The organism is Pseudomonas leptonychotis (genome assembly GCF_004920405.1).
Taxonomy (GTDB): Bacteria; Pseudomonadota; Gammaproteobacteria; order Pseudomonadales; family Pseudomonadaceae; genus Aquipseudomonas; species Aquipseudomonas leptonychotis.
In genome coordinates this window covers 1-26,247 of sequence record NZ_RFLV01000003.1, presented here as the reverse complement: position 1 = coordinate 26,247, position 26,247 = coordinate 1, and the positions used below count along the sequence as shown (strand labels likewise).

At 59.0% G+C, this 26,247-nt stretch carries 28 protein-coding genes; 18 read left to right on the top strand and 10 right to left on the bottom strand.

Translation table 11 applies throughout. The features are described from left to right. Window positions 1-7: 7 nt before the first annotated feature. On the top strand, window positions 8-1,096 hold the full coding sequence (locus D8779_RS14475) for a fatty acid desaturase family protein (RefSeq protein ID WP_136665203.1): 1,089 nt from the start codon (window positions 8-10) through the stop codon (window positions 1,094-1,096). A 129-nt stretch (window positions 1,097-1,225) separates the two neighbouring features. Here D8779_RS14475 and D8779_RS14470 read toward each other — a convergent pair whose 3' ends face one another. Next, window positions 1,226-1,954, bottom strand: a complete 729-nt coding sequence (locus tag D8779_RS14470) for a class I SAM-dependent methyltransferase (RefSeq protein WP_240789743.1) — start codon at window positions 1,952-1,954, stop codon at window positions 1,226-1,228. A gap of 152 nt (window positions 1,955-2,106) precedes the next feature. On the opposite strand from D8779_RS14470, the gene D8779_RS14465 reads away from it, so the two are divergent. After that, window positions 2,107-2,997 (top strand): esterase/lipase family protein, encoded by an 891-nt coding sequence (locus D8779_RS14465; RefSeq protein WP_136665202.1) that lies wholly within the window; start codon window positions 2,107-2,109, stop codon window positions 2,995-2,997. Window positions 2,998-3,020: 23 nt separating this feature from the next. Here D8779_RS14465 and D8779_RS14460 read toward each other — a convergent pair whose 3' ends face one another. Next, window positions 3,021-3,347, bottom strand: coding sequence for a Rieske (2Fe-2S) protein (locus D8779_RS14460; RefSeq protein ID WP_136665201.1), 327 nt, complete (start codon window positions 3,345-3,347; stop codon window positions 3,021-3,023). A 124-nt stretch (window positions 3,348-3,471) separates the two neighbouring features. After that, a complete protein-coding gene (locus D8779_RS14455) occupies window positions 3,472-5,685 on the bottom strand; it encodes a TonB-dependent hemoglobin/transferrin/lactoferrin family receptor (RefSeq protein WP_136665200.1) in 2,214 nt (737 codons plus the stop codon). 130 nt (window positions 5,686-5,815) lie between these two features. Here D8779_RS14455 and D8779_RS14450 point away from each other — a divergent pair, with 130 nt between their 5' ends. Genes D8779_RS14450 through D8779_RS14410 form a run of 9 tightly spaced genes read left to right on the top strand, consistent with a single transcriptional unit; the run spans window position 5,816 to window position 12,730 of the window. After that, window positions 5,816-6,526 (top strand): energy transducer TonB, encoded by a 711-nt coding sequence (locus D8779_RS14450; RefSeq protein WP_136665199.1) that lies wholly within the window; start codon window positions 5,816-5,818, stop codon window positions 6,524-6,526. A gap of 21 nt (window positions 6,527-6,547) precedes the next feature. Beyond that, window positions 6,548-7,618: a hemin-degrading factor gene (locus D8779_RS14445; protein WP_136665198.1), complete on the top strand. Its 1,071-nt coding sequence runs from the start codon at window positions 6,548-6,550 to the stop codon at window positions 7,616-7,618. Window position 7,619: 1 nt separating this feature from the next. After that, entirely contained in the window at window positions 7,620-8,261 is a 642-nt protein-coding gene (locus tag D8779_RS14440; RefSeq protein ID WP_167492584.1) for a MotA/TolQ/ExbB proton channel family protein, read from the top strand. Then, the gene (locus D8779_RS14435) at window positions 8,246-8,689 is read left to right on the top strand and encodes an ExbD/TolR family protein (RefSeq protein ID WP_167492583.1); all 444 of its coding nucleotides are present in this window, start codon (window positions 8,246-8,248) and stop codon (window positions 8,687-8,689) included. The genes D8779_RS14440 and D8779_RS14435 overlap by 16 nt, the downstream gene beginning before the upstream one ends. Further along, complete coding sequence (locus tag D8779_RS14430) at window positions 8,676-9,575, top strand: heme/hemin ABC transporter substrate-binding protein (protein WP_136665195.1); 900 nt, start codon at window positions 8,676-8,678, stop codon at window positions 9,573-9,575. Before D8779_RS14435 ends, D8779_RS14430 begins: the two co-directional genes overlap by 14 nt. Further along, the gene (locus D8779_RS14425; protein ID WP_136665194.1) at window positions 9,572-10,609 is read left to right on the top strand and encodes a FecCD family ABC transporter permease; all 1,038 of its coding nucleotides are present in this window, start codon (window positions 9,572-9,574) and stop codon (window positions 10,607-10,609) included. The genes D8779_RS14430 and D8779_RS14425 overlap by 4 nt, the downstream gene beginning before the upstream one ends. Continuing rightward, window positions 10,609-11,376 carry a heme ABC transporter ATP-binding protein gene (locus D8779_RS14420; RefSeq protein WP_136665193.1) on the top strand — a complete coding sequence of 256 codons (768 nt, stop codon included), beginning with the start codon at window positions 10,609-10,611 and terminating at the stop codon, window positions 11,374-11,376. Before D8779_RS14425 ends, D8779_RS14420 begins: the two co-directional genes overlap by 1 nt. A 10-nt stretch (window positions 11,377-11,386) precedes the next feature. After that, entirely contained in the window at window positions 11,387-12,268 is an 882-nt protein-coding gene (locus D8779_RS14415) for a ChaN family lipoprotein (RefSeq protein WP_136665192.1), read from the top strand. 54 nt (window positions 12,269-12,322) lie between these two features. Next, window positions 12,323-12,730, top strand: a complete 408-nt coding sequence (locus D8779_RS14410) for a nuclear transport factor 2 family protein (protein WP_136665191.1) — start codon at window positions 12,323-12,325, stop codon at window positions 12,728-12,730. Between the two features lie 272 nt (window positions 12,731-13,002). On the opposite strand, the gene D8779_RS14405 is transcribed toward D8779_RS14410, so the two are convergent. The 4 genes from D8779_RS14405 to D8779_RS14390 form a co-directional block, all read right to left on the bottom strand. Next, window positions 13,003-13,803: a Crp/Fnr family transcriptional regulator gene (locus tag D8779_RS14405; protein ID WP_136665190.1), complete on the bottom strand. Its 801-nt coding sequence runs from the start codon at window positions 13,801-13,803 to the stop codon at window positions 13,003-13,005. 106 nt (window positions 13,804-13,909) lie between these two features. Further along, window positions 13,910-14,182: a TfoX/Sxy family protein gene (locus tag D8779_RS14400; protein WP_136665189.1), complete on the bottom strand. Its 273-nt coding sequence runs from the start codon at window positions 14,180-14,182 to the stop codon at window positions 13,910-13,912. Window positions 14,183-14,314: 132 nt separating this feature from the next. Beyond that, the gene (locus D8779_RS14395) at window positions 14,315-14,659 is read right to left on the bottom strand and encodes a pentapeptide repeat-containing protein (RefSeq protein WP_136665188.1); all 345 of its coding nucleotides are present in this window, start codon (window positions 14,657-14,659) and stop codon (window positions 14,315-14,317) included. An 83-nt stretch (window positions 14,660-14,742) separates the two neighbouring features. Continuing rightward, entirely contained in the window at window positions 14,743-16,305 is a 1,563-nt protein-coding gene (locus tag D8779_RS14390; RefSeq protein ID WP_136665187.1) for a bifunctional aminoglycoside phosphotransferase/ATP-binding protein, read from the bottom strand. A gap of 117 nt (window positions 16,306-16,422) precedes the next feature. On the opposite strand from D8779_RS14390, the gene mrcB reads away from it, so the two are divergent. Genes mrcB through D8779_RS14375 form a run of 3 tightly spaced genes read left to right on the top strand, consistent with a single transcriptional unit; the run spans window position 16,423 to window position 19,779 of the window. Next, entirely contained in the window at window positions 16,423-18,741 is a 2,319-nt protein-coding gene (gene mrcB, locus D8779_RS14385; RefSeq protein WP_136665186.1) for a penicillin-binding protein 1B, read from the top strand. 16 nt (window positions 18,742-18,757) lie between these two features. Next, window positions 18,758-19,450, top strand: coding sequence for a tetratricopeptide repeat protein (locus tag D8779_RS14380; protein WP_136665185.1), 693 nt, complete (start codon window positions 18,758-18,760; stop codon window positions 19,448-19,450). Then, window positions 19,450-19,779, top strand: coding sequence for a YqcC family protein (locus tag D8779_RS14375; RefSeq protein ID WP_136665184.1), 330 nt, complete (start codon window positions 19,450-19,452; stop codon window positions 19,777-19,779). The genes D8779_RS14380 and D8779_RS14375 overlap by 1 nt, the downstream gene beginning before the upstream one ends. A 15-nt stretch (window positions 19,780-19,794) precedes the next feature. Here the strand turns inward: D8779_RS14375 and D8779_RS14370 are convergent, their stop codons facing one another. Beyond that, entirely contained in the window at window positions 19,795-20,238 is a 444-nt protein-coding gene (locus tag D8779_RS14370; protein WP_136665183.1) for a DUF4124 domain-containing protein, read from the bottom strand. Between the two features lie 407 nt (window positions 20,239-20,645). Here D8779_RS14370 and D8779_RS14365 point away from each other — a divergent pair, with 407 nt between their 5' ends. After that, on the top strand, window positions 20,646-22,370 hold the full coding sequence (locus tag D8779_RS14365; RefSeq protein ID WP_136665182.1) for an acetolactate synthase 3 large subunit: 1,725 nt from the start codon (window positions 20,646-20,648) through the stop codon (window positions 22,368-22,370). Window positions 22,371-22,372: 2 nt separating this feature from the next. Beyond that, the gene (ilvN, locus tag D8779_RS14360) at window positions 22,373-22,864 is read left to right on the top strand and encodes an acetolactate synthase small subunit (protein WP_136665181.1); all 492 of its coding nucleotides are present in this window, start codon (window positions 22,373-22,375) and stop codon (window positions 22,862-22,864) included. A gap of 88 nt (window positions 22,865-22,952) precedes the next feature. Here the strand turns inward: ilvN and ilvY are convergent, their stop codons facing one another. Next, window positions 22,953-23,834, bottom strand: coding sequence for an HTH-type transcriptional activator IlvY (gene ilvY / locus D8779_RS14355; RefSeq protein WP_136665180.1), 882 nt, complete (start codon window positions 23,832-23,834; stop codon window positions 22,953-22,955). A 123-nt stretch (window positions 23,835-23,957) separates the two neighbouring features. Here ilvY and ilvC point away from each other — a divergent pair, with 123 nt between their 5' ends. Both ilvC and pssA read left to right on the top strand, forming a co-directional pair. Next, on the top strand, window positions 23,958-24,974 hold the full coding sequence (gene ilvC, locus D8779_RS14350) for a ketol-acid reductoisomerase (RefSeq protein WP_136665179.1): 1,017 nt from the start codon (window positions 23,958-23,960) through the stop codon (window positions 24,972-24,974). Between the two features lie 156 nt (window positions 24,975-25,130). Beyond that, window positions 25,131-25,943, top strand: a complete 813-nt coding sequence (pssA, locus tag D8779_RS14345; RefSeq protein WP_136665178.1) for a CDP-diacylglycerol--serine O-phosphatidyltransferase — start codon at window positions 25,131-25,133, stop codon at window positions 25,941-25,943. 7 nt (window positions 25,944-25,950) lie between these two features. Here pssA and D8779_RS20700 read toward each other — a convergent pair. Further along, the coding region (locus tag D8779_RS20700) for a hypothetical protein (protein ID WP_205895825.1) at window positions 25,951-26,247 on the bottom strand (297 nt) is incomplete at its 5' end.

The following is a 26,247-nucleotide window of genomic DNA, read 5'->3' as shown; positions in this document are numbered from 1 at the left end:
AATCCCCATGCGCTTTGATCGCGAATTATCCATGGCTGAAATGAACGCGTTCGGTAACGAGCTGGATGCCCTGCGGCAACGCACCCTGGCCGATTTAGGTGAGGTAGATGCGCGTTATATTCGCCGCATCCGCACGGCGGTGCGACTGTGTTGCGCGGCGGGGCGGGTGTTATTGATGTTCGGCTGGTTTCCGCCGACCTGGCTGCTGGGCACCTTGCTATTGGGCTTGGGCAAAATTCTGGAGAACATGGAGCTGGGCCATAACGTGATGCATGGCCAGTACGATTGGATGAATGACCCCGAGCTCTCCGGGCGCAGCTATGAATGGGACATCGCCGGGCCTGGCGATTTCTGGCGGCACACCCATAACCATGTACACCACACGTGGACCAACGTGTTGGGCATGGATGATGACGTCGGTTACGGCGTGGTGCGGTTATTTCCCGAGCAACGCTGGAAGCCGTTTTACCGCTGGCAGCCGTTGTGGGTGACGTTGCAGGCTCTGCTGTTTCAATACTCGGTAGCCGTTCAGCACCTGCGTTTGGACAAGGTCTACAAAGGCAAGCTGAGCAAGGCCGAGGCACGCCCGCTGATCCGCCAGTTCAACGCCAAGATCCTCCGGCAGTGGGGCAAGGATTACCTGTTCTTCCCGCTGCTGGCGCTGCTGTTAGGGGTCAATGCCCTGGCGGTGCTGGCCGGTAATGTCGTGGCCAATTTGATTCGTAATCTGTGGACCTTCACCGTGATCTTCTGCGGCCATTTCACGGAAAAGGCGGCGGTGTTCAGCAAGGAGTCGGTGGTGGGCGAGAGTCGTGGGCACTGGTACCTGCGGCAGCTACGCGGTTCCAGCAACCTTAACGGCGGGCCGCTGTTTCATATCCTCACCGGCAATCTCAGCCATCAGATCGAGCACCACCTGTTCCCTGACTTGCCGGCGCGCCGTTATGCCGCGCTGGCCGTGGAAGTGCGTGAGATCGCCGAGCGTTATGGCCAGGTCTACAACAATGGCAGCCTGTGGCGGCAGTTTTCGACGGTGCTTAAGCGGATCTGGATTTACCGCCGGCGTCCGGTCGAGGCTATGTCGACTGGCGCTTAATCGCGCTACCCAAGCTATGTAGGGTGGATCGGGGCGCGTAGCTGACGCTGTTTTCATCCATCATGGCCGTTGGTGGATGGGTGAAGCGTCATCCACCCTACGAGGCTATGCGGGTACTGCTAGAAAAGCTCAGCGCGTGAACACGCAGGTCAGATAGCGGTTGCTAAAGCCGTAACGCAGCATCGAGTACAGTCGGCTGAACAGGTACAGCGGGCGCCGCCGGTAGTACAACAGCACGGCATTGCCGACCCCTTCGCTGCGGTGCTGTTTGTGTTGATCGGCCTGTTTCGAGAATAAACCTTTGAACTGCCACCACTGAATCTGCTCCAAGTGCTGGCGGGCATGCAGCCCGTGCTGGCGGAACAGTGCATAAAAGCTGCGGGTGCTGAAGTCATGCAGGTGGTGGGGGTTGCCGTCCAGGGTTGGCGTGATCGGCACCGAGGCGATGACCTTGCCGCCCTCGGCCAGTAAGCGCGCATAGTTGGCCAGAAGCTGTTGCGGGCGCGGCAGGTGCTCGATGGTTTCCAGGCTGACGATGCAATCGAAGCCCGGTTCGCTGCGGAACTGCTCGGCATCGGCACACTCATAACGCAGGTTGGCCAGCTGGTAATGCTGGCGGGCGTAGGCAATGGCTTCGGGGTCGATGTCTACGCCGATGACCTGCTTGTCTGGGTGTCGCTCGGCCAGCAGCGCCGTGCCATAGCCGCAGCCGCAGGCCATATCCAATATGCGCGCGCCACTGAGGTGCGTGGCGGCAAATTCATAACGCTGCATATGGATGTGCAGGCTAGCCTGGTCATCCGGGTTTTGTGGGTTGAGGTCCTTCGGGTAAATCCGTTCGATGGTGTGCATGGTCATGGCAGCGCAAAGAGGAGCCGGGACTATATGACAGGCGGCTCGCGCTGCCCACTCCTCACACGACCTGTCATACGGTCTGTATATGCACAGCATTGGCATGCTTTGTGGTTCAGCATTTTCTTTCTCGCGGTAAGACACAAGGATGGTTTGCTATGTCGACTTCTACTGCACCCCGTTATCCCCTGGTCCTGGTGCCCGGCTTGTTCGGCTTTATCAGCCTGCTCGGTTATCCCTATTGGTACGGCATTGTCACGGCGCTGCGCCGCATCGGTGCAAAAGTCTTTCCAGTGCTGGTGTCTTCGGTGCATTCCACCGAGGTGCGCGGCGAGCAATTGCTGCTGCGTATTGCTGATGTGTTGCAAGAAACCGGCGCCGAAAAGGTGCACTTGATCGGCCATAGCCAGGGCGCCCTGACGGCGCGTTATGCGGCGGCGCTGAAGCCTGAGTGGGTGGCTTCCGTTACTTCAGTGGCCGGCCCTAATCACGGCTCCGAACTGGCGGACTTTCTCAAGCGCAAAGCACCACATGGCAGCTGGCGCGAGCGTCTGTTGTCGCGTCTGCTGCGCGGTGTGGCCCGCTGCATGGCCTGGCTGGAGCGCGGTTATAAGGGCGAACCACTGCCGATGGATGTGGCGGCGGCGCAGCAATCGCTGACCAGCGACGGTGTGGCGGCGTTCAATGTGCAGTACCCACAGGGTTTGCCGGAGGTCTGGGGCGGTGAGGGCGCGGCCGAGGTCAATGGCGTGCGTTACTACTCCTGGTCCGGCACCATTCAGCCGGGTATCACCGATAAGGGGGGTAATCGTTTCGATGGGCCGAATGTTGCCTGCCGCATGTTTGCCAAGACTTTTCAGCGTGAGGTTGGGCAGTGCGATGGCATGGTTGGGCGTTACAGCTCGCACTTGGGTACCGTGATTGGTGATCAGTACCCGATGGACCACTTCGATATCATCAATCAGACCTTCGGCCTGGTTGGCAAAGGTGCTGAGCCGGTGAAGTTGTTTGTTGAGCATGCGCAGCGTTTACAGGCTGCAGGGCTCTAGCTCGCGAGATCGTAAACAGGTTGTTAAGCCTCGTTTAGATCGACCCAGATGCCCTGATCATCTTCGCTGATGGCCAGTATCTGCAGCGCTTGCCCGGCGCAGGGGCCGGCGACGCATTCGCCAGATTCGATCAGAAACAGTGCGCCGTGGGTGGCGCACTGGATCAGGCTGGCGCTGGTATCAAGAAACTGGTCAGGAAGCCATTCCAGCGGGATGCCACGGTGCGGGCAGCGATTGCGATAGGCATACAGCTGGCCGTCCTTGCGCACGGCAAACAGCTTCTTTTCAGCTATCTCAAAGCCCCGGCTCTGGCCTTCGGCCAGCTCATCCGGCGCACATAAACGCAACATAGGAACCTCCACGACAGGCGCGCATTATGCCGCCCTGGCGGGGAAGTGAAAGAGCAGGGCGCATCCTTGCGCCAAGTGGAACTCGGTTGAGTGCTCGCAATAGCGCGCTTATCAGGTGTGGCGGTCAGATTTCCCAGACCAGATTCACGGCAGCATAGCGGCCCGGCTGGGTATAGCGACCCAGGCTGGTGCTGTCTTCACTGATGCTGCGTACATCGCCCCACTGCCAGTATTGTTTGTCACCCAGGTTATACAGGCCGGCGTTCACTGAGAGTTGCTCAGTTGCCTGCCAATACCCTGTCAGGTCGAGCAAACCGTAGCCGGAGGGTTCGTACTGATTGGCCGTCTGGGTTTGGTCGACGCGCTCTTTGGCCGCCACCAACGTCCAGGCCAGTTCGCCGCCAAACTGCCCGCTGGGTGCGTCATAACCGAGGCCAAACACCGCTTTCAGCGGATCGACACTGTTGATCGGCTGGCCGCTGGCTTCGTCCTTGCCGCGTGCATAAGCAATCGAGCCGCGCAGATGGGTGCCGTTCGGCAGACCAACGCTGTTGAGGAACAGCTCACCTTTGGCTTCGGCGCCGCGGATGGTGACGCGATCCAGGTTTTGGTACTGGAAGGTCATGCGCCCGTTGCCGGTTGGGTCGTTGGCCAGGGTGACCTGCTCGATAAAATCGTCGTAGCGGTTGTAGAACAACGCCAGGGCAATGCTGCCGGCGCTGTAGTTGCCGCGCAAGCCGAGCTCATAGCTGTCGCTGGTTTCCGCCTTGAGGTCGGGGTTGGCAATGGTTTGGTAGCCACGGGCAAAGTTGATGAACTCACCGAAGATATCCACCGCGTTGGGCGCACGGAAACCGGCGGCGTACTGGCCGTAAATGCTGTGAGCGTCATCGAGCTGGTAGGTCGCGCCGAACTTGGGCGAAATGGCGTCGTCTTTGTAATCAGAAGGGTTGTTGTTGACCGGTTGGCTGTTCAGGTACTCCTGGGTGACGTCCGGTTTCATCTGGTAATGGTCATAGCGCACACCCGGCAGCAGGGTCCAGCGGCCGATCTCGATGCTGTTCTGAGCAAACAAGGCGTACTCGGTGGACGTTGGGTCGGGGAAGTCGCTCAGTGGGAAGGTTTCATTGCCCGGAATGGCCGGTACCGGCAAACCATTGTTGGCATAAACCTCGTTGCCACGGCGCAGGTCACTGCTGTCCAAACGTTTGATGTCGACGCCGTAGACCAGGTGATGCTTGGCGTTGCCGGTTTCGAACAGCTTGTCGAATTTAGCGTTGAGCGCCCACAGTTTTTCCTCGTAGGAGGAGTCGCGGCTGCGCTCACGCAGACGACCCGCGCTGAAGCGGGTTTGTTCGGTGCGTTGACGGATTTGGCTGTCCTGATAGCTCAGCTGCCAGTCAACGCGGTCGGCGATCACGCTGCCGAGCTCGAATTGATGCTGCAGGCTAACGCGCTGGCGGTCGGTGGTGTCCGTGGCATCGGCGGTGCGCACGGTGGCGTTCGTGCTGTATTCGCTGAGCACGCGGGTGTTGGCGCGGTCTTCCAGGGTCTCGTAGGTCAGCTGCAGGCGGTCGCTATCGTTGTAGCTCCAGCCGATTTTGCTCAGCAAGTTGTCGGCGCGGTAATCCTGCGGGTTGGCTTCTTCACGTGGTGCGCCGATCCCGCTTCGGCCGCCAAAGGTGTCTTGGGCCTGACCGTCGCGCCGGCCGAGGTGTACCAGGCCATCGAACTGGCCCTGGCGTGCGGCCAGGGTGGTGCTGCGCATCCAGCTGTCGTCGGCGCCGCTGTAGCCAGTTTTGAGGCGGGCGTAGACGTCATCACCTTCATCCAGATAGTCGCCGGCATCTTTGGTGAGGAAGCTCACGGCACCGCCAATCGCGTCGCTGCCATACAGCGAGCTGGCCGGGCCACGGATGATTTCCACCTGCTTTACCGTGTCTGGGTCGACGTAGTTGCGGCGTGAGTCTAGGAAGGGCCCGAAGGTGAAGGCATCCGGGGTCGGTACGCCGTCCACTTGGGTTAGCACGCGGTTACCGCCAATGCCGCGAATAGTGAAGCCCGCGAGGCCAAAACGGCTGCCGGTGCCGCCCACGGTAACGCCGGGCTCATAGCGCACCAGGTCCTGAATGTTCTTCACGTTCTGCTGATCGATATCGCGTTCGGTTTGTACCGACACCGTGCTCGGCACTTGGTCCAGGGTTTGCTCGGTTCGAGTCGCAGTGACGGTCACCGTGTCGAACTGGTTCGGCGCTTTCTCGGCGCCAAGTGCCAGTGATGGGCTCAGCAATAGCAAGGCAAAGCAGGTGCGGCGTGGGAATGGAGGGCTTCTGTGCATGGGGACTCCAGGATCGTACGGGCGGCTTCTGTGGCCACCGGGTTGGCATCGGCGGCAAACCTAAACGACATTGACATGCAAATGCAAATAGTTATCAAATAGATTTAATTCGATTTGACTGGATCTCTGCATGTTGCGTTTGCCGTTGTTTTTGTTGCTGTCGCTGGCGCTGCATGCCGCCGGCTGGCTGCTGCATGGCAAGGCGCAACCGCCTGCGTTGAGTGCGGCGCAAACCCGCGAAGCGCCCCAGGTACTGCGCCTGGCTGCAGTGCTGCAACAGGCCGCGCCGGCGCCGGTCAAGCTGCCAGAGCAACCGCAACCGCAACCGCAACCGCAACCGCAACGCCAGGCAGTAGTTCCTAGAAAGGCACCGGTACCTAAGCCTGCAACGCAGGCGCCAGAGGCCAAGGCAAAGCCAGCGCTAGTGGCACAGCCAACTCAAAGCCAGCCCGTGCAAGCGCAGCCAACCAAGACAACCAGTCAGTCGCCAGTGGTGGTTGCAGCTGCTCAGGTCGTGCCTACCAAGTCGGTTGCCGCGCAACCGGCCGCTGAAGTGTTCAGCGCTAAACCGAGCTTTCGTGATCCGCCACGCCAACCGAACTACCCGGCTCAGGCGCGGCGGCGAAATCAGCAAGGTGAGGTGCTGGTTGAGGTGCGCCTGGATGCGCTTGGTCGGCAACGCAGCCTCAACGTACTGCGCTCTTCGGGGGTGGACAGTCTCGATCGCGCCGCGCTTGAGGCCGTGGCGCAGTGGCGTTTTCGCCCTGAAACCAGCGGCGGCCAGGCCGTGCCTAGCCGCGTACAGATCCCTATTCGGTTCGCTTTGACGGCGAGCCGTTGATTAATCAATGAGGAGTTTTCCATGAGCACACACGTCCAGCCTGTCGCCCCCAGCAATGACCTGTATCTAGCCTGGCAGGTGCTACGCCGCGAGCAGCCACGCCTGCGCGCCCGTGATGCTGCCGAGCGTCTGGCGGTCAGCGAGGCTGAGTTGGTGGCCAGCCGTCTCGATGTCGACGCGGTGCGCCTGCAGCCAGACTGGACGCAGTTGCTGCCGGCACTCGGCGAATTGGGTTATGTGATGGCGCTGACCCGTAACGAGCATTGTGTACACGAGCGCAAAGGCTACTACCGCGACGTAACGGTGACCGGCAACGGGCAGATGGGCTTGGTGGTGTCGGCTGATATCGACCTGCGCCTGTTCCTCGGCGGTTGGGCCAGCGTGTTTGCCATCGAGGAGCAGACGGCCAAAGGCGTTCAGCGCAGCATCCAGGTGTTCGACCGCCAAGGCACTGCGGTGCACAAGGTATTTCTCACCGAAGACAGCCAGCTAAGCGCCTGGGCGCCTCTGCTGGAGCGTTTTCATATGGCTGAGCAGCGCGCCGAGCTGGAGCTGTTGCCGCTGCCCCAGGCGCAGCCGCCGCAAGCCGATGCTCAGGTGGATGTGAATGGCTTGCGCGTGGGCTGGTCGACCCTCAAGGACACGCACCATTTCTTCGCCCTATTGAAAAAACACGGCACCACCCGCACTCAGGCCCTGCGCCTGGCGGGGAGTGAATGGGCTGAGCCGCTGGACGTGCGTGAGCTGCCGAAATTACTGGAACAGGCTGGCACGCGTGAGGTGCCGATCATGGTGTTTGTCGGCAATCGCCACTGCATCCAGATTCATTCCGGTCCGGTACGCAACCTGCGCTGGATGGACAGCTGGTTCAATGTGCTCGACCCCGAGTTCAACCTGCACCTGCAGACCACTGGCGTGACCGAACTGTGGCGGGTGCGCAAACCGAGCAGCGATGGCGTGATCACCAGCTGGGAAGCCTTCGATGCCCAGGGCGAGCTGGTGGTGCAGCTGTTTGGCGCACGCAAACCCGGCATCCCGGAGCGTGAGGACTGGCGCGCCCTGGCCGAAAGCGCTGCTGCGCTGGAGTGCTGAAATGAGCCAGTGGTGGAGTGCGATGGGGCCGCTGGGCTGGCCGCTGGCGCTGTGTTCGCTGCTGGCGCTGGCGCTGATACTTGAGCGTCTCAGTGTTTTTTTGCGTTTGCAGCCGCTGAGCACTGCTGCTGGGCGTGCGGCAGTCAGCGCTTGCCGCACCTGTGAGCGTGAGCATTGCAAAGGCCGTGCGCGCGGTTGGCGCTATGGCCTGGCGTTGTTGCTCAAGCACAGTGCCTTGCCGGCCGTGCAGCGTGAAGAGCTATTAGGTTGCTGGTTGCTGGAGGAGCGTCAGCGCCTCAATCGCCAGCTGCGCTTGCTGCAGCTGATCGGCATGCTGGCGCCCATGCTCGGCTTGCTCGGCACGGTGCTGGGCATGCTCGAGATGTTTGCCAATATTGCCGGGCAGAACAGCCCGGTAACCCCGGCGTTGCTCGCTGATGGCCTGTGGCAGGCGCTGTACACCACAGTCTGGGGCTTGCTGATCGCCATCCCGGCGCTGGCGGCGGGTCAGGGCTTTGCCTTGTGGGCTGAGCGCTATCTGGAAGGTGTGCAAGCGCTGCTCAATCGCTGTCAGTTGGCGTTGGACGGTCTGGAGCTGGAACTAACCGGCAGTCCATTGGCGGCGCAGTGGGTGCTGTCGTGATCCGCTTGCCGGCGACCACTGCGGCGCAGGGCAACCTGTTACCCGACCTGACGCCGCTGCTCGATGTGATTTTTATCGTGCTGGTGTTCTTTTTGCTGACCGCGCAAACGCCGCTGCTGGAACTGCCCTTGCAGTTGTCGCAGAGCCGTGAGGCCTTGCCCACAGCGAGTGCCGGCAATGGCGAGCGCATCCAGGTACAGCTTTCGGCCGAAGGCGCTTGGCGTTTTAACGGCACGCAGCAGACCGATTTTGACACGCTGCGCGCTGCACTGATCACGGCCTTTGCCGCCGACAAAACTACCGCTTTGGACCTGGCGTTGGATCGTCAGGCGCCGCTGTCGGCATTTCTTGACCTGATGGCGCTGCTGCAACAGCAGGGTATTCAGGACAGTCGCATTCTTTTAGAGGCCAATCATGAAACGCCTTAATGCTGTACTCGCTCTGTGTGCGAGTGTCTTGTTCTGTGGCTCGGCGCTTGCCGCTGAGCCGTTGCCGCAACGCTGGATTAGCTCCGGTGGCTCGCTCAGTGAATGGGTGGTGGCGTTGGGTGGCGAGCGTCGGCTGGTGGGCGTGGACAGCACCAGTCAGCACCCACAGTCGCTGCGAGCGTTGCCGAGCATTGGCTATCAGCGCCAGTTGGCGGCCGAAGGCATGCTGACCCTGCGTCCTGATGTGTTGATAGGTAGCGAGGAAATGGGCCCGCCGTCCGTGCTGGCGCAACTGCGCGGTGCGGGGGTGCGAGTAGAAATGCTTTCGGCCAAGGCGGATCTGCCCAGCCTGCGGGCCAGCTTGCGGCGTATCGGCATGCTGCTGGGTGAGCCGCAGCGTGCCGAACAGGCCTTTGCGGCGTACCAGCAACGCCTGCAGCAACAAACCGACTGGTTAGTGACTGCGCAGCGCGAGCAAGCCATGCCAGGGGTGCTGTTATTGCTCGGGCACGCCGGCGGCAGCCCGATGGTGGGCGGTAAAGACACGTCGGCGGACTGGCTGATTGAGCGTGCGGGTGGGCGCAATTTGGCCAGTCATCACGGGTATAAAGCGTTGTCCACTGAAGCCTTGTTAGCACTCGACCCTGAGGTGGTGATCATTGCTGATCGCAGTCTTGCGGGAGATGCTGCGCGCGAGGCCCTGTTACAACAGAACCCGGCGCTGGCGGCGACGCGGGCAGCGCGTAATCAGCGTTTACTGATGCTCGATCCAACATTGTTGGTCGGTGGTCTGGGCCCGCGTTTGCCAGATAGGCTGGCGGCCTTGTCCGCAGCCTTTTATCCTGCCAGCCAACCTCTGGTCGCCGAAGCTAAGCCCACGCCATGAATCCTGTTATCCGACCACGTTCACTGTTTATCGCGCTGGGCTTGCTGTTGGCGCTCGCGCTCTGGTTGTCGCTGGCGCTGGGGCCGGTCAGCCTGCCGCTGCTTGATACCCTCAAGGCGGCGCTACGCCTGCTCGGTCTGGCGCAACCGGGAAGCGACCTGGCTCAGGCCGAACTGATACTTGGGCAGATCCGCCTGCCGCGTACCTTGCTGGGGCTGTTGGTCGGTGCCGTGTTGGCGCTGTGCGGGGTGGCGATGCAAGGATTGTTTCGTAATCCGCTGGCCGATCCCGGCTTGATCGGTGTTTCCAGTGGTGCGGCTCTTGGAGCATCCATTGCGATTGTGGGTGGCGTTGCGTTGGGTGGTTTGCCCGAGGCTTTTGCGCCTTATCTGTTGTCGTTGTTTGCCTTTCTAGGTGGCTTGGGGGTGACCGCGCTGGTGTACCGCCTGGGCCGGCGTGATGGCGAAACCCATGTGGCGACCATGCTCCTGGCGGGTATTGCGCTGACCGCACTGGCCGGTGCGGCTATCGGGTTGTTCACTTATCTGGCCGATGACGCCACTTTACGCACCCTGACGTTCTGGAACCTGGGCAGCCTCAATGGCGCCAGTTACAGCCGGTTGTGGCCATTGCTGTTGGTGACGGCGGCAGTGGCACTGTGGCTGCCGCGCCGGGCCAAGGCGTTGAATGCCTTGCTATTGGGGGAGTCGGAGGCGCGCCATCTGGGCTTCGCTGTGGAGCGAATCAAAGCTGAACTGGTGTTTTGCACCGCACTTGGCGTTGGCGCGGCCGTGGCGGCGGCGGGGATGATCGGCTTTATCGGCTTGGTGGTGCCGCACTTGGTGCGCCTGCTAGTGGGGCCGGATCATCGCGTGCTGTTGCCGGCCTCGGCCCTGGCGGGTGCCAGTTTGTTGCTGCTGGCGGACCTGGCGGCGCGGCTGGTGCTGGCACCTGCCGAATTGCCGATCGGTATTGTCACGGCGCTGATTGGGGCGCCGTTCTTCCTTTATCTGCTACTGCGGGGGCGTACCTGATGCTGCGCGCAGAGAATCTGGCAGTGCAACGCGGCCCGTGCACGGTGCTGGCGGATATCAATCTGGAATTGCATCCTGGCGAAGTGCTCGGGGTGCTGGGGCCGAATGGCGCCGGCAAGAGCACCTTGCTTGGCGCCTTGTGTGGCGAACTGCAACCGAGCCATGGCGACGTCTGGCTCGATCAGCGGCGGCTGCAAGACTGGCCCGGCAGTGAGCGTGCGCAACGTCTGGCAGTGTTACCGCAAACCTCGACGCTGAACTTCGCCTTTCGCGTAGAAGACGTGGTCGGTATGGGCCGTTTGCCCCATGCCAGCGGCCGGCTGCGCGATGAGCAGATCATCAAGCAGGCGCTGGAGGCGGCCGATGCGTTGCATCTGGCTGGGCGCAGTTACCTGGCGTTGTCCGGCGGCGAGCGGCAACGGGTGCACCTGGCGCGGGTGCTGGCGCAGCTTTGGCCGGGCGGTGAAGGGCAAATGTTGCTGCTCGATGAGCCGACTTCGATGCTCGATCCGCTGCATCAGCACACTACGTTGCAGGCCACGCGCGCCTTCGTTGAGCAGGGCGCGGCGGTGTTGGTGATTCTTCACGATCTGAATCTGGCCGCGCGCTACTGTGATCGCCTGTTGCTGTTGGAGCGCGGCCGCCCTCATGCGCTGGGTCGTCCCGAACAGGTGCTACGTGCCGAACCGCTGCAGGCGGTATTCGGGCTGGAGGTGCTGATTCAGCAGCATCCAGAGCGTGGTCATCCATTAATCATTGCCCGCTAAGGTCATCGTTATGCGCATGGTGTTATTGCTGGTTGCTGCGCTGTTGAGCGCCTGTCAGGCCTCGTTACCGGCTTTACCCGCTTGGCAAAGCCCGGCGGGTTTGCAACATCCCGAGCTGGGACAAATTGTTGAGCTGCGCACCGGCGTGCTGCTAACGCCTGAGCAACTGCTGGCGCGCTTGGCCGCAGCACCTAAGGTGCTGGTGGGCGAGCGGCACGACAATCCCGATCACCACGCGTTGCAGCTGTGGCTGTTGCGAGCTCTAGCTACGCAGCGTCTGCAGGGCAGCCTGTTACTGGAGATGCTGACGCCGGATCAGCAGGTCAAGGTTGATCAGGTGCGCGCATCCATCGCTGCTGGGCAAGCACCGCAAGACATGCTCGATGCCCTGGCCTGGCAGCCGGGCTGGGCCTGGTCGCTGTACGGGCCGCTGGTGCAGCATGCGCTGCGTCAGCCTTACCCGCTGCTGGCGGCCAATCTTGAACGGCGCGAAATCATGCAGATATACGCTCAGGTGCCGCCGCTGCAAGGCCAGGCATCCACGGCGCCGCCGGTGCGTGAGGCGTTGCTCAAACAGATTCGTCAGTCGCATTGCAATCTGCTGCCGGAAAGTCAGCTGCCCGCCATGCTTGCGGTGCAGCAGCAACGCGACCGGCGCATGGCTGAAGCGCTGCTAGCGGCACCTGAGCCGAGCCTGTTGTTTGCCGGCGCATTCCATGTACGCCGCGAGCTGGGCGTACCGCTGCATTTGCAGGATTTAGGTGCTGCCAAGGGTGTGCATGTGTTGATTCTGGCGGAGGCCGGCAGCCAGGTTGCCGCCGAGGCTGCCGATTTCGTTTGGTACACCCCGGCGCAACCAGAGCAGGACCACTGCGCCAAATTGCGACCCTAGCCCGATTTGCCTGCGGCTGAGCAGGTAGTCTGCGGTTTTCACCGGAGACTGACGATGCCAGCCGCTGCTCACGCCCTAATTACCCGTTACTTCAACGCCCTCAACGAACGCGACAGCCGTGCCTGCCTGGCTCTGCTTAGTGCCGATGTGCTGCTGGACATTAACCAGGGCCCGCGCGAGCAGGGCGTACAAGCTTTTGCCGATTACCTGGAGCGCAGTCAGCGCTGCTACCGCGAAAGCATCGATAACCTGCAAATTCTCACCGAGCCAAGCGGGCAGCGCGCCGCCTGCGAGTTTACCTTGAGCGGTGAATACTTGAGCACCGACGACGGCTTGCCGGACGCCTGTGGCCAGACCTATCAATTGACGGCAGCCAGTTTCTTCGAGATTCAGGGCGACAAGATCGTCCGGGTAAGCCAGCACTTCAATCTGCCGGAGTGGTTGGCGCAGGTCGATTTCTAGAGGTTGCTGAACGTACTTTTCGACAGGCAAAAAAAGACCCGGCAAGAGCCGGGTCAATAACCGTGATTAGCCTGATGAGGAGATAATCTGAAGAGGCCGACTGAAGGTCTCTTAAGCTTATCGGCTGATCTCGCGACCAGTTGTGATAATAATAACAATTCTCATTTTCAAGTCAACACGTAAGCGTAAACTTTTTCCTTCTGGCGCAATGTCGCTATCGCCTAAAAGCAAAAACCCGACTCGAAGTCGGGTTCTTGAGGCTGCCAGGTGGGTCAGGATACGTCGGCAGGCAGACGCAGCTGGGTGACTTCCTTGTTCAGCAGATCAATACGTTTAGCCATGCTTTCGATCAGGCTGTGAGCAATCCGTGGGTTGCTTTGCATCAGGCTGAGAAATTGCTCCTTTGGAATCACCATCACCGTGCAGGGTTCGATTGCCAGTACAGTGGCGCTGCGTTTCTCGCGGGTGAACACCGCCATGGCGCCAAAGATTTCATCTTTCTGTACATCCCCGACCTTGTGCCCGTCGACATAGGCTTCGGCATGGCCTTCGATAATGATGAAGACGTTGTCAGCCACGTCGCCCTGATGGATCAGCTCTTCGCCTGCAGCAAAATGCTGGAAGCCAGTGGACGGACGAATTTCAGGCTGCTTCAGACGGACCAGTGCATCAGACAGTAGGGCGGTGTGACCAATCAGGTACTGGATAAACAGTTCTTGGCGATGCTCGCTGGCGTAGATGTGCTTGAACACATCGCTGCGCGAGTAAGGAATCAGGCTCAGCTGCTCTTCGCTGCTGTAGCGGCAGCTGGGCATGTCTAAACCCTGACGCAGGCCGACCAGATCACCTTCCTGCAGATAAAACAGCGGACGTTCATCGACCACAGCATGCAGCAGGCCATTTTCAATGATGAATAATTGATTACCCGGCAGCATCTTGGCCAGATCGTCCGCACGCTCAAGCTGTAGCGGTGATCCAGCAGGCGCAAGCCCCTCGAGCAATTGAGTGGGGATGCTTTGGAGTCGGTTGATCAGCTGATCGGCGTAAGCCGGTTGCTCCCCGAGTAAATACATGAGCAAATTTCCTTGAACTGGCTGGGCATACTAAACCGCACGAACGTCCCTAAAACAATAGTTGCCAGCGTGTCTCAGGTAAATCAAAAGGCTGAGAGGTTGTGAGCTAGCTCTTGTTGTGGTGTGAACTTTCATCGAGTTGGCCATTGAGTTCGGCCTTATGCCCAGGTGGCAGCTCGTTCCAGTGTACATCCAGTAACGCGCCTTCAATTGCATAGAGCAGCACCTTGGACGCCCTGAAACCCCGTGCGCGCACAGCTCGGTATGCGCTGACCGCACCCAGTCTGCGCAGGTCGTTGGCGCTGTGAATGCCAACCGCGTGTAACCACTGGGCCGAGGTTTTACCGAGATTTTTCAGGTGTTGCAGTTCATCGTTCATCAAGCCTCCTTGCGCTGCTGGGCAGTCGTGCGGATGGAGTCAGTTTGGCGTGCCTGCTAGAAAGTGTAGCGGCCAGCAGGCAAAGCGTGGCTGTTTCCCGTATGCCAAGCAGCAGGCTGGTGTCAGTCCTGCTCAGCGGGTGTTGTAGCGTAGGCGTGTGCCGAAATTCACCGACATAAGAATCTCGTCAGCCGTCAGCTCGACCGGGAAGTAGGCCCCGGAAATCTGGGCGTGCGCCAGGCTGGCACCTTCAAGCTGGGCATTACGCAGGTCGAGGCCGCGCAGATCGGTGCCGCGGAAATAGGCATTGGTGAAGTTGATGCCTTGGGCATCCAGGGCGCGCAGGTCAATGCCGCGAAAATCACCGTCGCTCAGGTCGACGACTGTGTCTTTGGGCTTTTGCGCATTGAAGGCGGAAATTTGCTCGTTGCGGATCAGGCTATACAGCGGGTTATCCAGTTGTCGGGGCTGGCTCATGAGGTCTCTCCATAGGGTCTCATCGCCAGTATAGAAGCAGCGGCGCGCTCTGCTCGCGCCGCCAATCAATTCCCCGTATCGCCTTACAGGCCCGCAATGCCCTGGCGAATGCGCGTAATCAGGCTGTCCAGGCTGGCGCTTTCGTGGGTGTCTACGCGCTTGCTGTGCAGTAGTTCATCGTCACTCAGCGCTTCACGGCTGGCCTGTTGGGCGCGTACGACATCCATATTGGCGTCGGATGGGTCGTTACCGGCAGCCTTGCGACGTTCTAGCCAACTGGCGATCACCTCGTCAGGGGCGCTGCATTCCAGGATCAGGAAGGGCGCACCGCATGCTTCGGCAATCTGACTGGCGGCTTCGCGCTGCGCCTGCTTGAGGTAAGTGGCGTCGATCACTACCGGAAAGCCAGCATGCAGTGCGGCGTCGGCCAATTGATGCAGGCGCTGGTAAGTAGCGGTGCTGGCATCCTGGTTGTATATGCCGGCGCTGAGCTTGCCGAGGTCGGCATCCTTCTGCTCGCCGAACAAACGCTTGCGCTCCACATCCGAGCGCAGACGAATGGCGCCGAGGGCTTCGACCAGGCGCATGGCGACATGGCTTTTACCCACCGCTGAAACACCGTGGGTAATGGCCAGAAAGCTGGATGGGATGGCGCTGTAGCTTTCCGCCAGGTTGGCGTAGTTGCGGTATTGGCGCAGGGTCACGGCTTTTTGCACGGCATCGGTTTGATGGGCCAGGCTGAACAGCGCGACTTTGGCGCGTACCAGTGCACGGTAAGCCTTGTAGAAGTTCAGCAGCTCGAGGGCTGCGTAGTCGCCGGTATGTTCCAGCCAGGCATTAACGAAGCGCCAGGCGTGGGCCTTTAAACCGCGGTCTTCCAAGTCCATGGCGAGGAAGGCGGCGTCCGAAGCGATGTCGATCAGGCGGAACGGTTCGTTGAACTCAATGCAATCGAACAGCACCACTTGATCGTCCAGCAGGGTAGCGTTACCCAGGTGGATGTCGCCGTGGCATTCGCGGATCGAACCATTGGTGGCGCGTTTGGCCAGCAGCGGTTCAAGACGTGCGTAGCTGGCTTCGGTCCAGGCTTCTAAGGCTTCGAGCTGTTGCAGGTCACCTGTGTCACTGAGCATGGGACGGATTTGTTCGAAATTCTGCCGCATCGGCGCGACGATTGCCTGCGGCGCACACAACGCATGGTTAGAGGCTACCGCTGGGGTCGATGCATGGAAATCGGCAATTTGTTTGGCCAGGGCGTCGATATGCGCTTCGCTCAGTTCGCCACGCGCCTGCACATCACTGAGCAGTTGGCTTTGCGGGAATTGGCGCATTTTCAGTGCATATTCGATAGCTGGACCATTGCCGCCAAGCTCTGGGGCGTCGACGCTGCCGCCTATCGGCACAACCTCCAGGTACAAGCCTTGGGTCAGACGTTGGTTGAGGCGCAGCTCTTCCTTGCAGAAATGCTCACGGGCGCTCAACTCAGTGAAATCAAGGAAGCCAAAGTTCACTGGTTTCTTGATTTTGTAGGCAAAGGGGCCGGTAAGCACCACCCAGGAGATATGGGTTTCGATGACCTGGAACTGCTCCACGGGGTGAGGGTAGAGGGCCGGGTTCTGCAGTGCGGCGATCAGAGCTTGGCTCACGGGCGATCCTTGGCGTTGTGCTGAAAAAGAGGCGGCCATTATGGCCGCTCAACGGCCGTCTGCAAACCGCTGCTACGACCTGCTGGCAAGTGGGCAAAGTGCGTATAATGCCGCGCCATGACTCGTACCCGATCTTCCCGACCCCGTTCTAAACGCCGCTCTGGCGGTATGCGCCCCTGGTTGGGCTGGGCTATCAAGCTCAGCCTGGTTGGCCTGGTGGTGCTCGCCGTGTTTGCGGTTTACCTCGATGCAGTGGTGCAGGAGAAATTCTCCGGCAAGCGCTGGACTGTGCCCGCCAAGGTCTATGCCAGGCCGTTGGAGCTATTCGTTGGGCAGAAGCTGGCCAAGGATGACTTCCTCAAGGAGCTGGATGCTCTGGGCTATCGCCGCGAAAGCGCGGTGGCCGGACCTGGCGGCGTTTCAGTGGCGGGCAACAATATCGAGCTGCATTCGCGCGGTTTTCAGTTCTATGAAAGTGTTGAGCCATCGCAGCGCGTGCGTGTGCGTTTCTCCGGTGACTATGTTGCGGGCCTGACTCAGGCTGGCGGCGGCAATCTGGCGGTGGCGCGGCTTGAGCCGCTGCTGATCGGCGGTTTGTACCCGGCGCATCAAGAAGACCGGGTGCTGATCAAGCTGGAGCAGGTACCACCCTATCTGGTGGAAACCTTAGTGGCGATTGAAGACCGTGAGTTCTTCAATCACTTCGGCGTGTCGCCCAAGGGCATTGCTCGCGCGGTATGGATCAACGCCACCGCGGGTCAATTGCGCCAGGGCGGCAGCACCCTGACCCAGCAGCTGGTGAAGAACTTCTACCTGACCAATGAGCGCACTCTGGTTCGTAAAGCCACAGAAGCGATGATGGCGGTGTTGCTGGAGCTGCATTACGAGAAGAAAGACATTCTTGAGGCGTACCTCAATGAAGTGTTCCTCGGTCAGGATGGTCAGCGTGCAGTGCACGGCTTTGGCCTGGCCAGCCAGTACTTCTTCAGCCAGCCACTGTCTGAATTGAAGCTTGATCAGGTGGCGCTGCTGGTGGGTATGGTCAAAGGACCGACGTACTACAATCCGCGGCGCAACCCCGAGCGCGCGCTGGAGCGGCGCAATCTGGTGCTTGATGTACTGGCCGCGCAGGGTGTGGCCAGTGTCGAAGAGGTAGAAGCAGCGAAGCAGAAATCGCTCGGCATTACCCGTCGAGGGACTTTGGCGGATAGCTCATTCCCGGCCTTCCTCGATCTGGTCAAGCGCCAGCTGCGCGAGGACTACCAGGAGCAGGACCTGACCGAGGAAGGTTTGCGCATCTTCACCAGTTTCGATCCGATTATGCAGCTCAAAGCCGAGAGTGCCTTGGCTGACACCCTGAAGCGGCTGTCGGGGCGCAAGGGGGTCGATCAGGTTGAGGCGGGGATGGTGGTCACTAGCCCTGAAAGCGGTGAGGTGCAGGCCATGATTGGTAGCCGTCAGCCGCGCTTTGCCGGTTTCAATCGGGCGCTGGATGCGGTGCGGCCGATTGGTTCGTTGATCAAGCCTGCGATCTATCTGACGGCACTGGAGCGTCCGAGCCAGTACACCTTGACCAGCCTGCTCGAAGATCAGTCGTTCTCGATCAAAGGCCAGGATGGCCAGGTCTGGAGCCCGCAGAACTATGACCGCAAGGCCCATGGCACGATTTATCTATACCAAGGCTTGGTCAACTCCTACAACCTGTCGACCGCCAAGTTAGGATTGGAAATAGGCGTGCCTGAAGTGCTCAAGACCATGAATCGTTTGGGTGTCGAGCAAAACTGGCCGGCGTATCCGTCGATGTTGCTAGGGGCTGGTGGGTTGAGCCCGATGAGTGTGGCGAACATGTACCAGACCCTGGCCAATGGCGGCTTTAATACGCCATTGCGCGGTATTCGCAACGTGTTGACGGCCGAAGGCGAGCCGCTCAAGCGTTACCCGTATCAAATTCAGCAGCGCTTTGACAGCGGCGCCATCTACCTGCTGCAGAACGCCATGCAACGCACGATGTCTGAAGGTACCGGGCGTTCGGTGTACAGCCAGTTGCCGCGCTCATTGGCGTTGGCGGGCAAAACCGGTACCAGTAACGACTCACGTGACAGCTGGTTTGCCGGTTTTAGTCAGGATGTTTTGGCGGTGGTGTGGCTGGGGCGTGATGACAACGGCCCGACGCCGCTAACCGGTGCGACCGGTGCGCTGCAGGTGTGGACTGACTTTATGCGCAAGGCTGACCCGCTGCCGCTGGATATGCCAGTGCCGGATAACGTGGTGCAGGCCTGGGTGGATGCCAGCAGTGGGCAGGGTACTGACCCGAGTTGTCCGAATGCAGTGCAGATGCCGTATATTCGCGGCAGCCAACCCGTCGCCGGGCCGGCCTGTGGTATTCAGGCGCCGGTCAATGAAGTGATGGATTGGGTACGCGGCTGGTTGGATTAAGTGAAGAGGGTGTGACGTGAATAAGTGGTTGATTCCAGCTGTAACGGTTTCGCTGGTACTGGCTGGTTGTAGCAGTGTGCCGCGCGGCTCGATTCCTGTAGTTGAGGGCGGTACTGCGGTTGCAGGCGCACAGTCTGGTACCCCGGGGGGCTATAGTGCTCCGTCCGCTCAACCTCAAGCGCTGCCAGAAGATTCTGGTGTGGTGGTGATGGTGCCAGGTGGTAGCTCCGCGCCGATTCAATCATTCCCGGCAGGTAATGCACCGCTGGATACCAGCGGCAGTAGCCAGCCCTGGAGCAGTACGCCTTCTGCAGCGCCTCAAGGCGGTTATTCGGCCCCTGCGCCGAGTGGTATTCCTAGCGGCGGCTTGTCCATGGATGAGCAGTTGGACGGCCCTGTGCTGGCGTTGCTGACCACTGCGCAGCAGCAGCAGGGTGGTGGTGACCTCAATGGTGCTGCGTCGAGTCTGGAGCGCGCCCAGCGCATTGCGCCGCGCGAACCGCAGGTGCTCTATAAGCTTGCTGAAGTACGTTTAGCCCAAGGCGATGCCGCGCAGGCTGAGCAGTTCGCGCGCCGTGGCCTGAGCTACTCCAGTGGTCGCCCGGCTCTGCAGGCCAGTTTGTGGAATCTGATAGCTCAAGCGCGCGAGCGTCAGGGCGATGCTGCAGGCGCAGCGCAAGCTCGCGAGCAGGCGCGAGTTAATCTCTGATGGATGCGCGCGTGTCTGCACTGGCCGAGCAGTTGTTGCTGATCGAGCGTGAACTGCGCGTGCAGGGTTGGTGGCAGGCGCAAGCCCCCAGCCTCGATGCGTTGTCCAGTGAGCAGCCGTTTTGTGTCGATACGTTGGCGTTCGAGCAATGGCTGCAGTGGATGTTTTTGCCGCGGATGAAGCAGTTGTTGGAGGCGGGCGCGGTGCTGCCCAGTGTCTCGGGGATTCAGCCGATGGCTGAACAGGTCTATGGTGGACAGCTAAAAAAAGCAGGTCAGCTGATCAAGCTTTTGGGTGAATTCGATCAGCTGATTGTGGGTGCGACCTGAGTCGCACCAATCGGCTTACTTGCAGTTGTCGCTAATCGACTTCTGCGCTTCAGTAATGCGCGCTTGCCGCTCTTCTTCGCTCAATCGACGTATTTCGCCGTCAACTTCTACGCGAACGCGAGGGTTGTTTTCCAGTTGCGCGAGGTTAGTGCGTACGTCTGCGCAGTACTTCTTGCGCTCGGCTTCCTTAGCGACAACCTCCTGCTTGACCTTCTCATCAATGGCCGCCTGCTCGGGATCAGCAATGCTCTCGAAAGTCGGCGCTGCCTTGGATGCTTCAGCAGGTGCAGGCTTGGGCTGAGGTGTGGCGGTGTTGACGCTGGTGGCTTGCTGGCCTTGCGGCGGCTGGGCGCTGAAGTGCGTCACGCCTTTTTCGTCAACCCACTTGTAAACCTGGCTGGCCATGGCGGTTGCGCTCATGGCGAGCAGCAAGCTGCTGGTGATAATCATGCGGCGCATGCTGTTTCCTTATGTTGAGCTGCGGTACCTGCTGACTACTATAACCAAAATGTTGGAATCGTCATCCTGCGCTGCGTCACAGCAGAAGATTGCAGATTCGCTCACGGATTACTTGACTTGGCCTCGACGAATCCCAACAATTCCACGTTCGCTGTAGTGGAGTCCGCCGCAAGCAGGCTTTAGCTCAGCAGACATGAGGCGCACACCCGCGCCGACCTGTTACACCCGCAACGCGTTACCTCGCGCTGGGTGGGAAAGTTCCGCAACACCAAGGAGCGTTCCCAATACTTGCTCAGTTGTAGCTGACGTAGTCGGCGACCACCGTCGCTCATGCTCTGCTGGCAGTAAACCTATCTTAGGCCGTCCATATTGGTGGGCGGTTTTCTGGCGTTTTAGAGGTGAACAACGTGGAGCTTTTATCCGGCGCTGAAATGGTCGTCCGCTTTTTGCGTGACGAAGGCGTTAAGAACATCTATGGGTACCCTGGTGGTGCTCTGCTGCATATCTACGATGCCCTGTTCAAAGAGCCGGAAGTGAATCACATCCTGGTTCGTCACGAGCAAGCGGCAACTCACATGGCTGACGGTTATGCCCGTGCCACCGGTAAAGCCGGTGTGGTGCTGGTAACTTCTGGCCCTGGTGCGACCAATGCCATTACCGGTATCGCCACTGCCTATATGGATTCGATTCCAATGGTGGTGTTGTCTGGCCAGGTGCCCAGCAACATGGTCGGTACTGATGCCTTCCAGGAAACCGACATGATTGGTATCTCGCGGCCTATCGTGAAGCACAGCTTCATGATCAAAAACGCTGCGGAAATTCCGGAGGTCTTGAAAAAAGCCTTCTACCTGGCGCAGTCCGGTCGTCCCGGCCCGGTGGTCGTAGATATTCCTAAGGACATGACCAATCCGGCCGAGAAGTTCGAGTACGTCTATCCGAAGAAGGTCAAGCTGCGCTCCTACAGCCCAGCATTGCGCGGGCATTCGGGGCAGATCCGCAAGGCAGCCGAATTGCTGCTGACAGCCAAGCGCCCAATCATCTACTCCGGTGGCGGTGTGATCATGGGCGGTGCTGCAGCGCCGCTGACTGAGCTCGCACAGATGCTCAATCTGCCCGTGACTAATACTCTGATGGGCTTGGGTGGCTATCCGGGTACCGATCGCCAGTTTCTCGGCATGCTCGGTATGCACGGCAGCTACACCGCTAACCTGGCCATGCACCACGCTGATGTGATCTTAGCGGTTGGCGCGCGTTTCGATGACCGTGTGATCAACGGCGCGAGCAAGTTCTGCCCGAACGCCAAGATCATTCATGTCGATATCGACCCAGCGTCCATTTCCAAAACCATCAAGGCCGACATTCCAATTGTCGGCCCCGTTGATAGCGTCATGACCGAGATGGTCGCGATCCTTAAAGAGATCGGTGAGCAGCTGAATAAAGAAGCACTGTCGAGCTGGTGGAAACAGATCGAAGAGTGGCGCGGCGGTCGTATCATGTTCCCTTACGACAAGGGCGACGGCATCATCATCAAGCCGCAAACCGTGATCGAAACCCTGTCCGAAGTCACCGGCGGCGACGCATTCGTCACCTCCGACGTAGGTCAGCATCAGATGTTCGCGGCGCAGTACTACCGCTTCAACAAGCCAAACCGTTGGATCAACTCCGGCGGCCTGGGCACCATGGGCTTTGGTTTCCCAGCGGCGATGGGCGTTAAGTTGAGCTTCCCGGATGACGAGGTCGCCTGCGTGACCGGTGAAGGCAGCATCCAGATGAACATCCAGGAGTTGTCCACCTGCCTGCAATACGGTTTGCCGGTGAAAATCGTCAACCTGAACAACGGCGTGCTGGGTATGGTGCGCCAGTGGCAGGACATGATGTACAGCAGTCGTCACTCGCACTCTTACATGGAGTCGTTGCCAGACTTCGTCAAGTTGGCTGAGGCCTATGGCCACGTTGGCATGCGCATCACTGATCTGAAAGACCTGAAGCCGATGATGGAGGAGGCCTTCGCGATGAAAGATCGCCTGGTGTTCCTCGATATCCAGGTTGATACCAGTGAGCACGTCTACCCGATGCAGATCAAAGACGGTGCAATGCGAGATATGTGGCTGAGCAAGACGGAGCGTACCTAATCATGCGACACATTATTTCCCTGTTGCTGGAAAACGAGCCTGGCGCGTTGTCTCGTGTGGTGGGTCTGTTCTCGCAGCGCAACTACAACATCGAAAGCCTTACTGTCGCGCCGACCGAAGACCCGACATTGTCGCGTCTGACGTTGACTACAGTTGGGCACGACGATGTCATCGAACAGATCACTAAAAACCTCAACAAACTGGTTGAAGTGGTCAAACTGGTCGACCTGTCGGAAAGCGCTCACGTCGAGCGTGAATTGATGTTGGTGAAGGTCAAGGCTACTGGCGCTCAACGCGCCGAGGTCAAGCGCACCACCGATATCTTTCGTGGGCAGATCGTGGATGTTACGAGCAGCGTCTACACCATCCAGTTAGCTGGTACGAGCGACAAGCTGGACAGCTTTATTCAGGCTGTCGGCACCGCTTCGATTCTGGAAACTGTGCGCAGTGGTGTAACCGGCATTGCTCGCGGCGATAAGGTGCTTAGCATCTGATAGCGTTGCACTGATAAAACGAAAAGCCCTCGGGAGAATACCTCCTGAGGGCTTTTTGCGTTTTGGGGAAATGCCTCGCTTCCAGCGTTTAGCGTTGGCGATTCCAGAAGGCGTTGATCAGCGGATCCTTAAGGCGTTTCTCCAGCGCGAACAGGCCGATATCGTAAGCAGTTAGCGGTGGTTGGATGTCGTAGGTGCGGATGCGGGCAGTCAGTGGGCTGTTGTCGAGTACGATTTGCGGGACTACGCCAATGCCAAAACCGAGGCTGACCATGCTGACGATGGCTTCGTTACCGCTGACTTGTGCGTAAATACGCGGTTTGATGTTGTGGCTTTTTAGCCAGCGATCGGTGCGTGTGCGCGCGAGGCCTTCTTCCGAGAGAATCATCGGCACATCCTGCCAATTGGCTGCGCTAGGGTGTTTCAGCTGCTCATCAGTTAATAGCTGGGATGACAGTGGGCCAATAAAACGCAGCTCGGAACGGGCAATCGGCTGGAACTCGATGCCGGGCGGCAGGCTATCGGGGCGGGCGCCGATGGCAAGGTCTTCCAGTCCTTCTTGTATGCGCTCAACGGCTTTAGCGGCGTCACCTGTATGCAGCTTCATCTCAATGCGCGGGTAGTCCTGACGAAAGTTGCTCAGGATGTCGTAGAGAAAGCTGTAGCTGGCCGTTACCGAGCAATACAGCGAAAGCTCCCCATGCAGAACCAATTGATCCTGTTTGAAGGCCTGGCGAATGGCTTGCCAGCCGCTTATTACCTCTTTTGCATATTCGCGAAACTGGATGCCCTCGCGGGTCAATCGAACCGAGCGGTTATCGCGTAAAAACAACGGTGCGCCGAGTTCGTCCTCAAGTTGTTTTATGCTGCGGCTGAGTGCGGAAGGACTGACGTGCTGCTCGCGGCTGGTCTTGCCGAAGTGCAGGTTATCGGCCAAAGAAAGAAAAAGTCGAAGAGAGTGGTTGTCCATTATCATTTCTAATATCGGCATGTTGTGTTGCAAATATATCATTTTACGCAATGAGGCCGATCACTTAAGGTGTGCTCGTCGCGGTGCTTGCACCCATCCATTTCGTTTAGAAGAGTCAAGAACATGAAAGTTTATTACGACAAAGACTGTGACCTTTCGATCATCCAGGGTAAGAAAGTTGCCATCATCGGTTACGGTTCCCAGGGCCACGCTCAAGCGTGCAACCTGAAAGACTCCGGCGTTGACGTGACTGTAGGCCTGCGTAAAGGCTCGGCCACTGTTGCCAAAGCAGAAGCCCACGGTCTGAAAGTGGCTGATGTGGCCACGGCTGTTGCCGGCGCTGATTTGGTCATGATCCTGACTCCGGATGAGTTCCAGTCCCAGCTGTACAAAAACGAAATCGAGCCGAACATCAAGAAGGGCGCAACCCTGGCCTTCTCCCACGGCTTCGCGATTCACTACAACCAGGTTGTACCGCGCTCTGACCTCGACGTGATCATGATCGCGCCGAAGGCTCCAGGTCACACCGTGCGTACCGAGTTCGTCAAGGGCGGCGGTATTCCTGATCTGATCGCTATCTACCAAGATGCTTCTGGCAACGCCAAAAACGTTGCCCTGTCCTACGCTTCGGGCGTTGGCGGTGGCCGTACCGGTATCATTGAAACCACCTTCAAAGACGAAACTGAAACCGATCTGTTCGGCGAGCAAGCCGTACTGTGTGGCGGTACCGTTGAGCTGGTTAAAGCCGGCTTCGAAACCCTGGTTGAAGCGGGCTATGCGCCTGAAATGGCTTACTTCGAGTGCTTGCACGAACTCAAGCTGATCGTTGACCTCATGTACGAAGGCGGTATCGCCAACATGAACTACTCGATCTCCAACAACGCCGAATACGGCGAGTACGTGACCGGCCCAGAAGTCATCAACGCTGAATCCCGTCAGGCTATGCGTAATGCTCTGAAACGTATCCAGGACGGTGAATACGCTAAGATGTTCATCAGTGAAGGTGCAACTGGTTACCCTTCGATGACTGCTAAGCGCCGTAACAACGCTGCTCACGGTATCGAAATCATCGGCGAGCAACTGCGCTCTATGATGCCGTGGATTGGTGCCAACAAGATCGTCGACAAAGCTAAGAACTAAGCACTGTTGATGTGATAAAAAAACGCGGCCATGGCCGCGTTTTTTCATGGTGCGCTAAGGCTTCTGGTATAAAGCCTGGGTATTGCATGGGCGCTGCGTGAACCCTGATGGTCGGCGCCTGTCGAAATTTTCCAAGTCCGTTGCAAGGTGTTGTTCATGAACGAACGTCCAGATGAGCCCCAATCTTCCGGCGAAGCAGAAAGTCTGCTGCCAATCGATGAGCATATAGAAGAGGGGCATGACGCTGAGGGGCGTAAGGTCCGTCATCGCGGTATTTACTTACTGCCCAACCTGTTTACCACGGCTAATTTATTTGCCGGCTTCTACGCCATCATCAATGCCATGAACGGCAACTTCTATGTGGCGGCGGCGGCGGTATTCGTGGCCATGGTGTTGGATGGGTTGGATGGTCGCGTGGCGCGCCTGACCAATACCCAGAGCGCCTTTGGTGCTGAGTACGACTCGTTGTCCGATATGGTCGCCTTTGGTGTGGCGCCGGCACTGCTCGCCTTTGAGTGGGCGCTGGGTAGCATGGGTAAGGTCGGCTGGATGGTGGCCTTTATCTATGTGGCGGGAGCTGCGCTGCGCTTAGCGCGCTTCAATACGCAGATTGGCAGTACTGATAAGCGCTACTTCATCGGTCTGGCCAGCCCTGCGGCGGCCGGTGTAGTGGCGGGCACCGTGTGGGCGTTCAGTGATTTCGGTATCAAGGGCTCGAATATGGCCTTTGCTGTGGCAATCCTGGTGGCGGCTGCGGGCATGTTGATGGTCAGCAATATCAAGTACAACAGCTTTAAGGATTTAGACCTAAAAGGGCGTGTGCCTTTTGTGGCGATCCTTGTGGTAGTGCTGCTGTTTGCGGTGGTGTTCAGTGATCCGCCACGCATTCTGTTGATCATCTTTCTGGCTTACGCCGCCTCTGGGCCTATCCAATACCTGCTGCGTCTGCGCCGTGTGAAAAGCGCGTAACAAGAGCCTAGTGGGCTCGACAAAGCCGTTGAAGCGTCAGCTTCAACGGCTTTGTCGTTTCTGCAGGCGACGCGGTTTGGGCTTGTGCGCGTGAATTGGCTGCTCCTGAAGGAGAACTGTAATAAAGGATTGACCTTCTATAGTTAATCCCTATAATTCGCACCTCTTCAGGCGTATGCGGCTCCTTAAACTCCTTGTAAAACAAGAAGTTAGATTTAAAAGAGGGGTTGCAAAGCAGCGAAAGCTGCGTAGAATGCGCCGGGCTGGCAGGGTGGTGGTTTGATCCTGTTGGTGCTTCGGTCGA